Here is a 14,651-nt window from a genome sequence, read left to right as displayed (position 1 = left end):
CGACCGCATGCACGCACCGACCATGCCGCGCGCCCGCACCGTCGTCATCGATACCTTGCCGCCGCCCGCGAAGCTCTACGGACGCGCGCTGCCCGCGCTCTTCAGACGCGCACGCTCGCCGGAGTTGCCCGCGCTCAGGCTCGTGCGTCCCGACGTCAAGCTCGACGCGGAGCAGGTCGGCCGCTATGCGCGCGTCTGCGGATTCATCCCCGAGCATGGCGTGCCGCTCACCTTCCCGCACGTGCTCGCGTTTCCCCTGCATCTGATGATGCTCACCGACCCATCGTTCCCGTGGTCCGCGCTCGGCGTCGTGCATCTGTCCAACAGCGTGCGGTTGCGGCGTCCGCTCACGGCGGGCCAGGGCTTGCGCATCGAAGTGGAGTGCGGGCCGCTCATGCCGCATCAGAAAGGCCAGGCGTTCACGCTGCATACGCGCATCTACCGGCGCGGCGAAGCCGTGTGGGAAGGCGACAGCGTCTATCTGAAGCGCGGCGTGCGCAGCGAAAGCGCGGCACCGTCTATCGAAATCGCCGATGCTTCCGATGCGCGCGTGCCGCTGCTCGCACGCGAAGCGCGCTGGCAGCTCCCGCCGCAACTCGGACGCGACTACGCGAAGGCATCGGGCGACTTCAATCCGATCCATCTGCATATGCTGAGCGCGAAAGCGTTCGGCTTTCCACGCGCGATCGCACATGGCATGTGGACGCTCGCGCGCACGCTCGCGGCGCTGCATCCGATCAAGCCGCTCGCGTCCGGACACGCGCACGGCGATTTCAAGTCGCCGCTCTATCTGCCCGGCGACGCCACGCTCTGGACCGCCGCGCCCTCGCCCGCCGCGCGCGATTTCGAAGTGCGCGATCTCGCGGGCGACCGGCCGCATCTGCGCGGCCATTTCGAATGGGAGCTGCCATGAGCGAAGCGCGGAGGGTCGCGATCATCGGCAGCAACCGGATTCCGTTCGCGCGCTCGAACACGGCCTACGCGAGCGCGTCGAATCAGGACATGCTGAGCTTTACGCTGCAAGGTCTCGTCGATCGCTTCGATCTGCATGGCATGCGTCTCGGCGAAGTGGCCGCGGGCGCGGTCGTCAAGCATTCGCGCGACTTCAACCTGACGCGCGAAGCCGCGCTCTCGACCACGCTCGCGAAGGAAACGCCCGCCTACGACGTGCAGCAGGCGTGCGGCACCGGCCTCGAAACTGCGATTCTGGTCGCCAACAAGATCGCGCTCGGGCAGATCGACGTGGGCATCGCGGGCGGCGTGGATACGGCGTCGGATGCGCCCATCGCCGTGAACGAGCGCATGCGCAAGATCCTGCTCGAAGCGAATCGTGGACGCTCGGCGGGTCAGCGTGTCGGCGCGCTCGCGAAACTGCGGCCCGGCATGTTCTTCCGGCCTCTTTTGCCGCGCAACGCGGAACCGCGCACGGGCCTCTCGATGGGCGAGCACTGCGAACTGATGGCCAAGCGCTGGAAGATTTCGCGCGAGTCGCAGGACGCGCTGACCGAGGAAAGTCATCGCAAGCTCGCGGCTGCTTATGGGCGCGGTTTCTTCAACGATCTGATGACGCCGTACAAGGGGCTCGCGCGCGACAACAACCTGCGCCCCGATGTCACGCTCGATCAGCTGTCGCAGTTGAAACCCGTCTTCGATCGCGACGCCGGCACGCTCACCGCAGGCAACTCGACGCCGCTCACCGATGGCGCATCGGCCGTGCTGCTCGCCTCCGAGCAATGGGCCGCCGAGCGCGGACTGCCGGTGCAGGCGTTCCTCACGTTCTCCGCGACCGCGGCCGTCGACTTTTTCGACAAGCGCGAAGGCCTCCTGATGGCGCCCGCTTACGCGGTGCCGTCGATGCTCACGCGCGCCAAGCTCGCGTTGCAGGACTTCGATTTTTACGAAATTCACGAGGCGTTCGCCGCGCAAGTGCTGTGCACGCTCGCCGCGTGGGAAGACGATGAATACTGCCGCACCGCGCTAGGCCTGGGCGGGTCGCTCGGAGCGATCGACCGCGCGCGGCTCAACGTGAACGGCGGATCGCTTGCGACCGGTCATCCGTTCGCGGCGACGGGCGGGCGCATCGTCGGCACGCTGGCGAAGATGCTCGCGAAAGCGCCCGAACGCGGCGACGGCAAGCCGTTGCGCGGACTGATCTCGATCTGCGCGGCGGGCGGCCAGGGCGTCGTCGCGATACTGGAGCGGTAAGCGGAAGAAGCAAAAAATAAGGCGCGCCAGTCGACGAAAACGAAGCGCGCCGACGGAGACACCACATGAGCCCGGGACAGACAGCGCCGCGCGGGGCTTTTACGCCGCACGCGACGGACGGCATCTGGTACGCGTCGTATCCGCCGTATGTCACGCGAGACATCGATCCTTCGCGCTATCGCTCGCTCGCGCATTTCTTCGACGAGTGCGTCGAGCGGTTTCGGGATCGCGTCGCGTTCGTGAGTCTCGGCTCCGAGCTGACATTCGCCACGCTCGGCGAGAAGGCGCACGCGTTCGCGTCGTATCTTCAAAGCATCGGCGTGAAGCCCGGCGATCGCGTCGCGCTGATGATGCCCAACACGCTGGTCTATCCCGTCGCGCTTTTTGGCACGCTAATCGCGGGCGCGATCGTCGTCAACGTGAATCCGCTCTACACGGTGCGCGAACTGAGCCATCAACTCAAGGATAGCGGCGCGCAGACCGTGGTTGTGTTCGAGAACTTCGCGAGGACCGTGCAGGACGCGCAGCCGGGCTCGCGTGTGAGGAATATCGTCGTGACCGGGCTTGGCGATCTGCTCGGCAACGGCCTCAATGTGAAAGGCCGCGCGATCGATCTGTTCCTGCGTCATGTGAAGAAGCAGGTGCCCGCGTACGCGCTGCCCGATGCGGTCCGTCTGCCGCAGGCGCTCGCGCGCGGCGCGCGGCAGAAGTTCGAGCCGGTGCGCGTCGGTCATGGCGACATCGCGTTCATTCAGTACACCGGCGGCACGACGGGCGTCGCGAAGGGCGCGATGCTCACGCATCGCAATGTCATCGCCAATCTGCTGCAGGCGCTCGCATGGGCAGGCGGGCAGCTCGTCGATGGCGAGGAAATCATCGTCACGCCGTTGCCGCTCTATCACATCTATTCGCTGACGGTGAATGCGCTCGCCTTTCTCGCGATCGGCGCGCGCAACGTGCTGATCGTCAATCCGCGCGATATCAACGCGCTCATGCGCACGCTGCGTCACGAAAACTTCACGGCGATCACCGCGCTCAACACCCTCTACAGCGCGCTCATGGACAACGACGCGTTCCGCCAGCGCGACTTCTCCGCGCTCAAGCTCGCGATGGCGGGCGGCATGGCGACCCAGCGCGTGATCGCCGAGCGCTTCAGGGCGATGACCGGCCAGACGCTCGTCGAAGGCTACGGCCTCACCGAATGTTCGCCGCTCGTCGCCGCGACGCCGCTCGATGCTCACGGCGCGAGCGAATTCGACGGCAGCATCGGCGTGCCAGTGCCCTCCACGCTCGTGCGCATGCGCCGCGACGATGGCGCATGGGCGAACGTCGACGAACCGGGCGAACTCTGCGTGCACGGCCCGCAAGTGATGAAAGGCTACTGGAACCGTCCCGAGGACACGGCGAAAGCCATCGATCCAAACGGCTGGCTCGCGACCGGCGACATCGGTGTGATGGACGCGCGCGGCATCATCCGGCTCATCGACCGCAAGAAGGACATGATGATCGTGTCGGGCTTCAATGTGTATCCGAACGAAATCGAGGACGTGCTCGCCGCGCATCCCAAAGTGCGCGCGGTGGCCGCCGTGGGCGTGCCCGATCCGGTGACGGGCGAGCGCGTGAAGGCGTTCGTCGTGCGTCGCGACGACGCGCTCACGGTGGAAGAACTGCTGAAGTTCGCCCGTTTACACCTGACCGGCTACAAGGTGCCATCCTACGTCGAGTTCCGCGACACGCTGCCGCTCACGACGATCGGCAAGGTCCTCAGACGCGAATTGCGCGACGCCGAATTAAAACCACGAAAATCGCAGGACTGACTTTCGGAGATGCTCATGCCGCGTGCGCGATGCCGCCAAGCTTCTGACTTGCTGCTCGCGTGCGCGGGCCTGTTGTGTCTCGTGCTCGCGCTCGCATGTTCAGGTGCACGCGCGGATGCAACCGAGGACGTCGTGCGCGTCGGTGAATTGAGCGTCGAGCAGCAGGCGCAATGGCTCTCGCGCTCGGCCGAGAGCGGCGCGCTCGCGAAACTCGACGACGCGCAACTCGTCGCCCTGTTTCACTCGCTCGACGCGCGCACGCTGCCGCGCTATTTGCAGGAGGGCCTGGACGACTTCCAGTCCTGCGAATTCACGATGCGCCGGCGCGAGCGCATCAAGGGGAAGTGGCCGAAGCGCGCGGATCACATGCTCGTGCGCGTCACGCGCGAGCCCTTGCGCATCTACGCAAAATGGCTGCCCGATGGCGCGCATGCGGGCCAGGAAGTCATCTACGACGATTCAAAACGCCCCGACCAACTCTACGGTCATCTGGGCGGCTTGCTGGGTGTCGTGCCGATGTGGACATCGGTGAATGGCGCCTTCGCCCGCGCGCAGTCGAATCATTCGATCCGCGAGCTCGGCATCGTCGCGATCACGCAGCGCTTCATCGACGAAGGGCGCAGGTTTGCCGAAGCGGGCATCACGAAGCCGTCAAATATCGAGGTGAAGATGATCGATGGTCTGCGCGTCGTCGCGCTCACGTATGAAACGCCCACGGGACAGCCCGAGTTTTACGCGAAGAAGGAAGTGCTCGGGCTCGACCTCGAGCGGCCGGTTTTCCGCACGGTGGAGTCGTACGACAACGACGGCAATATTTTCGAAAGCGTCGTGTTCGAGCGCATCGAGATCAAACCCTTCGATGATCTGACGTTCGACCCGAAGAATCCTGACTATCGCTTCTGAGCGGCACGCCGATGAAATGAACGCTGAACTCGTGACATCGGATGTAACAACGTGCCGCGTCGCGCGCCGCGTGTTTTAAGTTTCGCCTAAGAGTCGGCCGATAACCTTCCCGCACTCCATCGACATCAAGGTCCGCGCAGAGGCACCGCGCCAGAAGCGCCGCACATCGTCATGCAAACTTGAGGAATTCGTTCATGAACCTCCGCCGTCCGGCTTCCGCACCCGTGCGAGCCATCAAAAGGCTTCTGAGCCATCACGAAATCGCGACGTTGCTGTTGCTGTTTCACGCGCCCATCGACGTAATGGCCGCCACGCCCGACGTCGCCTCGTTGCAGGAATATGGCTATGTCGAGATCGTGTCGCCGGATATGGGCGCGCCGAAACTGCGTCTGACCGAAGACGGCAACGCGGTGCTGCGCGGCCTGGGCGTAAAGTAAGGCGTCAGGAAGAACCGGGCAGCGGACGCCCGAATACGCGAACTCTGTAATAATCGGTCGATACTTTTCACCATCGACCAAGGAGCGATTCGCGATGTCCGCCCTCTCACCCATCGTGCAGCGTGTGCTCATCACCAACGACGACGGCATCGACGCGCCCGGCTTAGCCGCGCTGGAAGCCGTCGCCGCCGAACTCGCGCACGAAGTCTGGGTCATCGCGCCCGAGCACGATCAAAGCGGCACGTCGCACTCCATCAGCCTGCATTCGCCGCTGCGCGTGTCGCGCCAGGGCGAGCGGCGCTACGGCGTGCAGGGCACGCCCGGCGACTGCGTCGTGATGGGCGCGCGCCACATCATGAAGGACGCGCCGCCCACGCTCGTGCTCTCCGGCATCAACCGCGGCGCGAACCTCGGCGTTGAGACGATGTTCTCCGGCACCGTCGGCGCGGCGATGACGGGCCTGCTGCTCGGCTTGCCGTCGATCGCACTCAGCCAGACCTTCACCGATCGCGAGAACGTGCGCTGGGATACGGCGCGCGCGCTGGCGCCCGGCGTGATCCGCCAGTTGCTCGCGATCTCCCACGACGCGCCCACGTGCCTGAACGTCAACTTCCCCGATTGCGACGCGTCCGCCGCCGGTCCGCTGACCGTGACGCGGCAGGGTGTCGGCCTCGTGGAAGGCATCGATGTGCTGCCGCTCGTCGATCCGCGCGGCATCGACTATCACTGGCTGCGCTTTCAGCGCGGCCCGCGCCCGAATTCGCCCGATAGCGAAACGGCGGTGGTCGCGTCCGGCCGCGTCTCGGTCACGCCGCTGCATTTCGATCGCACCGACGAGCGCACGTTCGCCACACTCGAAGCGGGTCTGAAAGGCGGCGTCTGAGTCTTGAACGCGCGCCGCTAGAACGTTTCCTCCCAGACGGGAGCGGTCGCTTTCTCGTATGCTCGGGCGATCACAACAAGGAGACGACATGACCCGTTCCATCGGCTCGCGCGGCGCGCGCGTGATGCTCGGCGCGCTCTGCGCCACCTTCGCCGCGAGCGTGTTCGCGCAGGCGGCGACGCCCGTCGGCACTTGGCAAACCATCGACGATCAGACCGGCAAGCCGAAAGCGATCATCCAGATCGTCGACGACGGGAGCGGCCAGTTGTCGGGCAAAGTCGTGCGTGGCATCGGCGAGTTCGATCATCCCGAGCGACGCTGCACGGCCTGCACCGATGAGCGGAAGGATCAACTGGTCAAGGGCATGACGATCATCACCGGCATGCGGCAGAACGGCGATGCATGGGACGGCGGCCAGATTCTCGATCCCGAGAACGGCAAGCTCTACAAGTGCAAGATGAAGATGGAGGACGGCGGGCAGAAGCTCGTCGTGCGCGGGTATATCGGCGTGTCGCTGCTGGGGCGTTCGCAGACCTGGCTGCGCCAGCAGTAAGTTCCAGAAAGGACAAAGCCGGTCGAAGCTATATATCTTCGACCGGCTTTGCTTATCTCGTACGTGCGTTCGACGAGATCATGCGGCGTGACGGTGATGCACCTCGACCACTTGCACGCCTTCGGGCAAGCCCACGCTCTCGGGCTTGAACTCCGGCGGCACGCGCATGCGCGATGTCATCAACGCATAGAGCGATTCTCCGGCCGGCCCGAACAGTTGCGACATGACGCGCAGCAGGACGCCCGACTCGTGCCACGTCTTGAAACGCCGATGACACGTCTGATACGACGGATATTTGCGCGGCAGCGTGGACCACGACGCGCCGCTGTACATCACCCAGAGCACACCGTTGAGCACGGCGCGGGTGTTGGCGAGCGGCCGGCCACGCAACTCCAGACGCGGGCGCAGTTCGGGAAGCAGCGGTGCGACCATCTGCCATTCTTCGTCGGACATGTCGCGGTAGGGCTTCACGGTAGTTTCTCCAATTTGCTGACTGATAACCGGCATCGACGATACCGAGTACCCGAAAGCCGGCAAATCGGAGTGATCCGAATCTTGAAATAGCCCCCAAAGCCTTATGCCGATTGGCTAACCGCAGATTTTTGATACTCGTATTAGGTGAGCGAGATATCCGCGACGCGCCGTGGCGCCTCCAGATACTCCTTCGACTGCATCTCGATAATGCGCGAAACCGTGCGCGCGAATTCGTTGGCCATCGGTCCTTCCACGTACAGCTCTTCCGCGGGAACGGCCGCCGACATCAGCAGCTTCACCTTGTGGTCGTAGAAGACATCGATGAGCCACGTGAAGCGGCGCGCTTCGGACGCCATGCGCGGCGTCATCTGCGGCACGTCCGACAGGATCACCGCATGGAACCGGTTCGACAGTTCGAGATAGTCGTTCTGCGAACGCGGGCCGCCGCAGAGCGTCGCGAAGTCGAACCACACGACGCCGTCGGCCTTACGCAGCGCCTTGATCTCGCGCTTTTCGATGTGCAGGATCGGGCTTTCGTCGGGCACGGCCGCGAGCTTCGCGTAGTCCGCGCGCAAGGCTTCGCTCGCCGCCGCGCCGAGCGGCGTGTGATACGCCTTCACCTGCGACAGCGTGCGCTTGCGGTAGTCGGTGCCGGCATCGACGTTGAGCACATCGAGATGCTCCTTGATGAGTTCGATCGCGGGCAGAAGACGATCGCGATGCAGCCCTTCCGGATACAGCGTGTCCGGCTCGTAATTGGACGTCATCACGAACTGCACGCCGTTCTTGAAGAGGCGGTCGAGCAGACGATAGAGAATCATCGCGTCGGCGATATCCGAAACGTGGAATTCGTCGAAGCAGATCAGCCGGTATCGTTTGGCGATGCGTTTCGCCAGTTCGTCGAGCGGATCGGCCTGCCCTTTCAGCTCTTCCAGCTCGCGATGCACTTCGCGCATGAACTCGTGAAAATGCAGCCGCGTCTTGCGCTGCACCGGCACGACGGCATAGAAGCTGTCCATCAAAAAGCTCTTGCCGCGTCCGACGCCACCCCACATGTAGACACCGCGCGGCAGGTCCGGACGCACGAGAAACTTCTTGAGCGCGTTGGAGCGGCGCGACTTGTATGCGACCCACTCTTCGTAGCACTGCTGCAGGCGCGCGACCGCCGCGAGCTGCGCCTCGTCCGATTGATAACCCCGCGTGCGCAGTTCGCTTTCGTAGTATTCGGTGACGTTCATCTTCTGCCGTTTGAAGTGACGAAGGCGAGCGGTTTGATCCGCTCGCCTTCGTGTGCGATGCCTGACTGCCCGAAGCCGAGCTCGATTACATGTTCAACGCGCGCTTGTCGACGGCCAGCGCCGCTTCACGCATCACTTCCGACAGCGACGGATGCGGATGGCAAATGCGGCCGATATCTTCCGACGCCGCCTTGAACTCCATCGCGACAACGGCTTCCGCGATCAGATCCGATGCGTCCGCCGCGATCACGTGCACGCCGAGGATCTCGTCGGTCTTCGCGTCGGCGATCATCTTGACGAAGCCTTCAGCCTTGCCGATGCCGAGCGCGCGGCCATTGGCCATCATCGGGAACTGGCCGGTCTTGATCTCGCGGCCTTCGGCCTTGAGCTGCTGTTCCGTCTTGCCGACCCACGCGATTTCCGGTTCCGTGTAGATGACCCACGGCACGCAGTTGTAGTCGATATGCGGCTTCTGACCATCGATGATCTCCGCCACCGCCACGCCTTCGTCTTCCGCCTTGTGCGCGAGCATCGGGCCGCGCACCACGTCGCCGATGGCGTACACGTTCGGCACGCTCGTCGCGCAATGGTCGTCCACGTCGATGAAACCGCGCTCGTTCGCCTTCAGGCCGATTGCTTCCAGGCCGAGGTTATCGGTGTTCGGCACGCGGCCGATCGACACGATCAGGCGGTCCGCTTCCAGCGTCTGCGCGTTGCCCGCGTTGTCCGTGTAAGCGATCGAAACGCCATTGTCCGACGTCTTCACTTCGCCGATCTTCACGCCGAGGTGAATGTCGAGACCCTGCTTCTTGAACTGCTTCGCGGCTTCCTTGGCGAGCGATTCGTCCGCCGCGCCGAGGAACTGCGGCAGCGCTTCGAGCACGGTCACGTCCGCGCCGAGACGCCGCCACACCGAGCCGAGTTCCAGACCGATCACGCCCGCGCCGATCACGGCGAGCTTCTTCGGCACGGCGTCGAACGACAGCGCGCCTTCGTTGTCCGCGACGATCTTGTTATCGACCGGAATGTTCGGCAGATGACGCGCCTTCGAACCCGTCGCAATGATCACGTTCTTCGCCGTGACGACTTCCGTCTCGCCTTCGCCCGACACTTCGATCTGCACGCCGGCAGCATTCTTGCCGGTGAACTTGCCATGACCCTTGAGCCACGTGATCTTGTTCTTGCGGAACAGGAACTCGATGCCCTTCGTCATCTTCTCGACGATGCCGTCCTTGCGCGCCAGCATCTTCGACACATCGAGCTTCACGTCCGACACGCTGATGCCGTGATCGGCCAGATGCTTCGACGCATTTTCGAATTCTTCCGACGACGCGAGCAGCGCCTTCGACGGAATGCAGCCTACGTTCAGGCATGTGCCGCCGAGCTTCAACGCGCCCGCCGGATTCTTCCATTTCTCGATACACGCAACCGTCTTGCCGAGCTGCGCTGCGCGAATCGCCGCGATATAGCCGCCGGGGCCCGCGCCGATCACGACGACGTCAAATTCCTTGGACATGACTTTCCTTTGGTCTGGCTCCGCTCATGCGGAGCAGCCTCGTGCGATGCGCGCGAGCCTATCGCGCGCATCGAGGCGAATTGCTTTTTCTTACAGGTCCAGCAGCAGACGGGCCGGATCTTCCAGCGCGTCCTTCATCGCGACCAGCGACAGCACGGCTTCGCGGCCGTCGATGATGCGGTGGTCGTACGACAGCGCGAGGTAGTTCATCGGGCGGATCACGATCTGGCCGTTTTCCACCACGGCGCGTTCCTTCGTCGCGTGCACGCCGAGAATCGCGGACTGCGGCGGGTTGATGATCGGCGTCGACAGCATGGAACCGAACACGCCGCCGTTCGAGATGGAGAACGTGCCGCCGGTCATGTCTTCGATCGACAGCTTGCCGTCCTTCGCCTTCTGGCCGAATTCGGCGATCTTCTTCTCGATGTCGGCGAGGCTCATCTGATCTGCATTGCGCAGGATCGGCACCACCAGGCCGCGCGGCGAACCGACCGCGATACCGATGTCGAAATAGCCGTGATAGACGATGTCGTTACCGTCGATCGATGCGTTCACGAGCGGGAACTTCTTCAGCGCATGCACGGCGGCCTTCACGAAGAACGACATGAAGCCGAGCTTCACGCCATGTTCCTTCTCGAAGCGATCCTTGTACTTGTTGCGCAGATCCATGACCGGCGCCATGTTGACTTCGTTGAACGTCGTCAGGATGGCGTTGGTTTGCTGCGATTCGAGCAGACGCTCGGCGATACGCGCACGCAGACGCGACATCGGCACGCGTTGTTCCGGACGGTCCTTGAGCCACTGATCGGCCGATGCCGGCGCCGACACTTGCGGCAGCGCGGGCTTGGCGGCGCGCGCGGGGGCGGCGGCCGGAGCCGGAGCAGCAGCCTTCGCAGGCGCCGGAGCCGATGCCGAAGCGGCGAGCGCGTCGCCCTTCGTGATACGGCCGTCGCGGCCCGAGCCGGACACCTGATCCGCCGAAACGCCCTTCTCGGCCAGAATCTTCGTCGCGGCAGGCGAGGCAGCACCGCCCGCCGACGCTTGCGCAGCAGCCGGAGCAGCGGCGGCGGTCGTTTCCGCGACCGGCGCGGGTTTCACTTCGGCGTCGCCGGCAGCGGCGACGGCGGCAGGCGCTTCGCCCGCTTTCGCTTCGGTGTCGATCTTCGCGATGAGTTCATCGGCGGTGACGATATCGCCGTCGTGCTTGATCACTTGCGCCAGAACGCCCGCGGACGGCGCGGGCACTTCCAGCACGACCTTGTCGGTCTCGATTTCGATGAGGATTTCGTCCTGGGCGACAGCCTCACCCGGCTTCTTCTTCCATTGCAGCATGGTCGCTTCCGAGACCGACTCGGAAAGCTGGGGAACCTTGACTTCTACGATAGCCATTTCTGTATTGTCCTAATGCGTGTCTGTGTGTTCGAGCGTCGGGACCGGGCTGCGGCGTGCGCGCCCGGTCTCTCGAGCGTTGCTTACTTCGCGATGATCTGCGCGCCCTTCAGGCGGCCGAACGCGCCTTCCACGAGCGCCTTCTGCTGCTCGTAGTGCTTCGCGTAGTAGCCGACTGCCGGCGATGCCGAAGCCGGACGGCCGCTGTAGGCCAGCTTCATGCCGTCGCGCATGCCTTCGCGCAGATGGTGCTCGACGTAGAACCAGGCGCCCTGGTTCTGCGGCTCGTCCTGCACCCAGACCACTTCCGTCGCGTTCTCGTACTTCTTGATTTCCGCGTCGAACTGCTTGTGCGCGAACGGATACAGCTGCTCGATACGCATGATGGCGACATCGTTGCTCTTCGCTTCGCGGCGATGCGCGACGAGGTCGTAGTACACGCGGCCCGAACACACGACCACGCGCTTGACCTTCTTCGGCTCAATGCCTTGCTCGACTTCACCGATGACCGGCTGGAACGAGCCCTTCGACAGTTCCGTCAGATCCGACACGGCTTCCTTGTGACGCAGCAGCGACTTCGGCGTGAAGATGATCAGCGGCTTGCGGAACAGGCGGATCATCTGACGGCGCAGCAGGTGGAAGACCTGCGCCGGCGTCGTCGGCTGGACCACCTGCATGTTGTGGTCCGCGCACAGTTGCAGGAAGCGCTCGATACGCGCCGACGAGTGCTCCGGACCCTGACCTTCGTAGCCGTGCGGGAGCATCATCGTGAGACCCGAGACGCGGCCCCACTTCACTTCGCCCGACGAGATGAACTGGTCGATCACGACCTGCGCGCCGTTCACGAAGTCGCCGAACTGCGCTTCCCACGCGACGAACGTGTTCGGTTCGGCCGTCGAATAGCCGTACTCGAAGCCGAGCACCGCTTCTTCGGACAGCACGGAGTCGATCACCGTGAACTTGGCCTGGCCTTCCGCGATGTTCTGCAGCGGAATGTAGGTGCCGTCGTTCCAGCGCTCGCGGTTCTGATCGTGGAGCACCGCGTGACGGTGCGTGAACGTGCCGCGACCGGAGTCCTGGCCCGTCAGACGCACGGCGTAGCCCGATGCGACCAGCGACGCGAACGCGAGATGCTCGCCCATGCCCCAGTCGAGCTTGGCTTCGCCGAGACCCATCGCGCGGCGATCGTTGATCACGCGCTCGACGAGCGGGTGAACCTTGAAGTTCTCGGGAATCGTCGTGATGCGCTCGGCGAGACGCTTCAGTTCGGCGAGCGGCACGGCGGTGTCGGCCGCGTCGGTCCACTTGCGGTTCAGGAACGGCACCCAGTCGACCGCGTACTTGCTCTTGTAGTTCGAGAGCACGGGATCGATCGTGTGATGGCCTTCGTCCATCGCCTGACGATATTCCTTGATGAACCGGTCGGCGTCGTCGGCCGTGATCACGCCTTGCTGCACGAGCTTTTCCGCGTAGACGGCGCGCGTGCCCGGATGCTTGGCGATGGTCTTGTACATCAGCGGCTGCGTGACGGCCGGCGTGTCCTGCTCGTTGTGGCCGAGCTTGCGGAAGCAGATGATGTCGACGACGACGTCCTTGTGGAACTTCATGCGGAAGTCGATGGCGAGCTGCGTGGCGAGCACGACGGCTTCGGGATCGTCACCGTTCACGTGCAGCACCGGCGCCTCGATCATCTTGACGACGTCCGAGCAGTACAGCGTCGAGCGCGCATCGCGCGGGTCCGACGTGGTGAAGCCGATCTGGTTGTTGATGACGATGTGAAGCGTGCCGTGCGTGCCGTAGCCGCGCGTCTGCGCGAGGTTCAGCGTTTCCATCACGACGCCCTGGCCCGCGAAGGCCGCGTCGCCGTGCACTTGCACCGGCAGCACTTGCAGACCTTCTTCGTCGCCGCGGCGATCCATACGCGCCTTGGCCGAACCTTCGACCACCGGATTCACGATTTCCAGGTGCGACGGGTTGAACGCGAGCGACAGGTGAACCGGGCCGCCTTCGGTGGCGACATCCGACGAGAAGCCTTTGTGATACTTCACGTCGCCGGCCGGCAGGTCATCGACGTGCTTGCCTTCGAATTCGGCGAACAGGTCCGCCGGCATCTTGCCGAGCGTGTTGACCAGCACGTTCAGACGCCCACGGTGCGCCATGCCGATGACGATTTCCTGCACGCCGCTCTTGCCCGCGTGACGGACGACTTCGTCCATCGACGCGATGAAGCTCTCGCCGCCTTCCAGCGAGAAGCGCTTCTGGCCGACATACTTGGTGTGCAGGAAACGCTCGAGGCCTTCGGCGGCCGTCAGGCGGTTCAGGATGTGCTTTTTCTTTTCGTTCGTGAAGTTCGGCGTCGAGCGGATCGACTCGAGCTTCTCCTTCCACCAGCGCTTTTGTTCAGGGTCGCTGATGTACATGAATTCAGCGCCGATCGTGCCGCAGTACGTATCGCGCAGCGCCTTGACGATGTCGCGCAGCGATGCCTGCTCGAAACCGAAGTACAGGTTGTTCGCGTTGAACACCTGATCCATGTCGGCTTCGGTGAAGTCGTAAAAGCCGGGTTCGAGTTCGGGGATCGCGGGACGCTCGCGGCGCTTGAGCGGATCGAGGTTCGCCCATTGCGTGCCGAGGAAGCGATACGCGCCGATCAGCGATTGGACGTAGACCTGCTTGCGCGCGGTGGTGAGGTCGCCTGTGCTTTCGCGCGGCAGGAAGGCGTTCGCCTTTGCGCGCTGAGCAAACGACTCGACGATGGGGCCGTGGGCCACGTCGTTATGAGCCGTGCCGTCCGATGCGGGCACGTTCTGCAACGCATCGAAGTAGGCTCGCCAGGTCTCGGGCACTGACGCGGGATTATCGAGATATTGCTCGTACAACTCTTCGACGTACGGAGCATTACCGCCGAACAGATAAGAGTTCGACTGGAATTGCTTCATCATTTTACGCTCACCTTTCTTCGAGTTTCTCGAGGAAGTGCGGGTTAAGAAACCTTCCGCGCCACGGCCTGACCGTTTAGCGGATTGCGCGAATCAAGTCTGCTTGGAAGGACCTAAAAAGCGACAGCTAATCAAAGAAGCATAGCACAGAACGAATAGTCATATGACGGATCGCCGCATGTGCCTGCCGTCGTCATCCTTTACGCAACAAGCATGTGCGGGCTTTTATGAGATACGCAAGGGTCTCTTGCATGACGACGAAAAAAGCAAAAGCCGCCCGAAGGCGGCTTTTGCTCT

Annotated in this window: 12 protein-coding genes; 7 read left to right on the top strand and 5 right to left on the bottom strand. The window is 63.7% G+C overall.

Annotated features, from left to right (window positions below; all coding sequences use genetic code 11):
• The first annotated feature begins 7 nt into the window (after window positions 1–7).
• The 7 genes from ACEN42_RS06845 (at window position 8) to ACEN42_RS06815 (ending at window position 6,798) form a co-directional block, all read left to right on the top strand.
• Window positions 8–913, top strand: coding sequence for a MaoC/PaaZ C-terminal domain-containing protein (locus ACEN42_RS06845; RefSeq protein ID WP_250483712.1), 906 nt, complete (start codon window positions 8–10; stop codon window positions 911–913).
• Window positions 910–2,205 carry an acetyl-CoA C-acetyltransferase gene (locus ACEN42_RS06840; protein ID WP_371880977.1) on the top strand — a complete coding sequence of 432 codons (1,296 nt, stop codon included), beginning with the start codon at window positions 910–912 and terminating at the stop codon, window positions 2,203–2,205. Before ACEN42_RS06845 ends, ACEN42_RS06840 begins: the two co-directional genes overlap by 4 nt.
• A 65-nt stretch (window positions 2,206–2,270) precedes the next feature.
• Entirely contained in the window at window positions 2,271–4,022 is a 1,752-nt protein-coding gene (locus tag ACEN42_RS06835; RefSeq protein ID WP_371880976.1) for an AMP-binding protein, read from the top strand.
• 15 nt (window positions 4,023–4,037) lie between these two features.
• Window positions 4,038–4,925, top strand: a complete 888-nt coding sequence (locus ACEN42_RS06830) for a DUF1571 domain-containing protein (RefSeq protein ID WP_371880975.1) — start codon at window positions 4,038–4,040, stop codon at window positions 4,923–4,925.
• Between the two features lie 194 nt (window positions 4,926–5,119).
• Entirely contained in the window at window positions 5,120–5,362 is a 243-nt protein-coding gene (locus ACEN42_RS06825) for a hypothetical protein (RefSeq protein ID WP_238214301.1), read from the top strand.
• 94 nt (window positions 5,363–5,456) lie between these two features.
• Window positions 5,457–6,245, top strand: a complete 789-nt coding sequence (surE, locus tag ACEN42_RS06820) for a 5'/3'-nucleotidase SurE (RefSeq protein ID WP_035501100.1) — start codon at window positions 5,457–5,459, stop codon at window positions 6,243–6,245.
• Between the two features lie 88 nt (window positions 6,246–6,333).
• Entirely contained in the window at window positions 6,334–6,798 is a 465-nt protein-coding gene (locus tag ACEN42_RS06815; RefSeq protein ID WP_250483717.1) for a DUF2147 domain-containing protein, read from the top strand.
• 78 nt (window positions 6,799–6,876) lie between these two features.
• Here the strand turns inward: ACEN42_RS06815 and ACEN42_RS06810 are convergent, their stop codons facing one another.
• The 5 genes from ACEN42_RS06810 to ACEN42_RS06790 form a co-directional block, all read right to left on the bottom strand.
• Window positions 6,877–7,269, bottom strand: coding sequence for a transposase (locus tag ACEN42_RS06810; protein WP_035501104.1), 393 nt, complete (start codon window positions 7,267–7,269; stop codon window positions 6,877–6,879).
• A 143-nt stretch (window positions 7,270–7,412) separates the two neighbouring features.
• A complete protein-coding gene (gene zapE / locus ACEN42_RS06805) occupies window positions 7,413–8,510 on the bottom strand; it encodes a cell division protein ZapE (RefSeq protein ID WP_187604567.1) in 1,098 nt (365 codons plus the stop codon).
• Window positions 8,511–8,595: 85 nt separating this feature from the next.
• Window positions 8,596–10,026, bottom strand: coding sequence for a dihydrolipoyl dehydrogenase (lpdA, locus tag ACEN42_RS06800; protein ID WP_238214299.1), 1,431 nt, complete (start codon window positions 10,024–10,026; stop codon window positions 8,596–8,598).
• Window positions 10,027–10,116: 90 nt separating this feature from the next.
• Entirely contained in the window at window positions 10,117–11,415 is a 1,299-nt protein-coding gene (gene odhB, locus ACEN42_RS06795) for a 2-oxoglutarate dehydrogenase complex dihydrolipoyllysine-residue succinyltransferase (protein ID WP_187604565.1), read from the bottom strand.
• Between the two features lie 83 nt (window positions 11,416–11,498).
• Window positions 11,499–14,357: a 2-oxoglutarate dehydrogenase E1 component gene (locus ACEN42_RS06790; protein WP_371880974.1), complete on the bottom strand. Its 2,859-nt coding sequence runs from the start codon at window positions 14,355–14,357 to the stop codon at window positions 11,499–11,501.
• Window positions 14,358–14,651 lie beyond the last annotated feature (294 nt).

Source organism: Caballeronia sp. S22 (assembly GCF_964261745.1).
Classification (GTDB): domain Bacteria; phylum Pseudomonadota; class Gammaproteobacteria; order Burkholderiales; family Burkholderiaceae; genus Caballeronia; species Caballeronia jiangsuensis.
The sequence above is the reverse complement of the archived record's forward strand: the minus strand, read 5'-3'. Positions and strand labels throughout refer to the sequence as shown.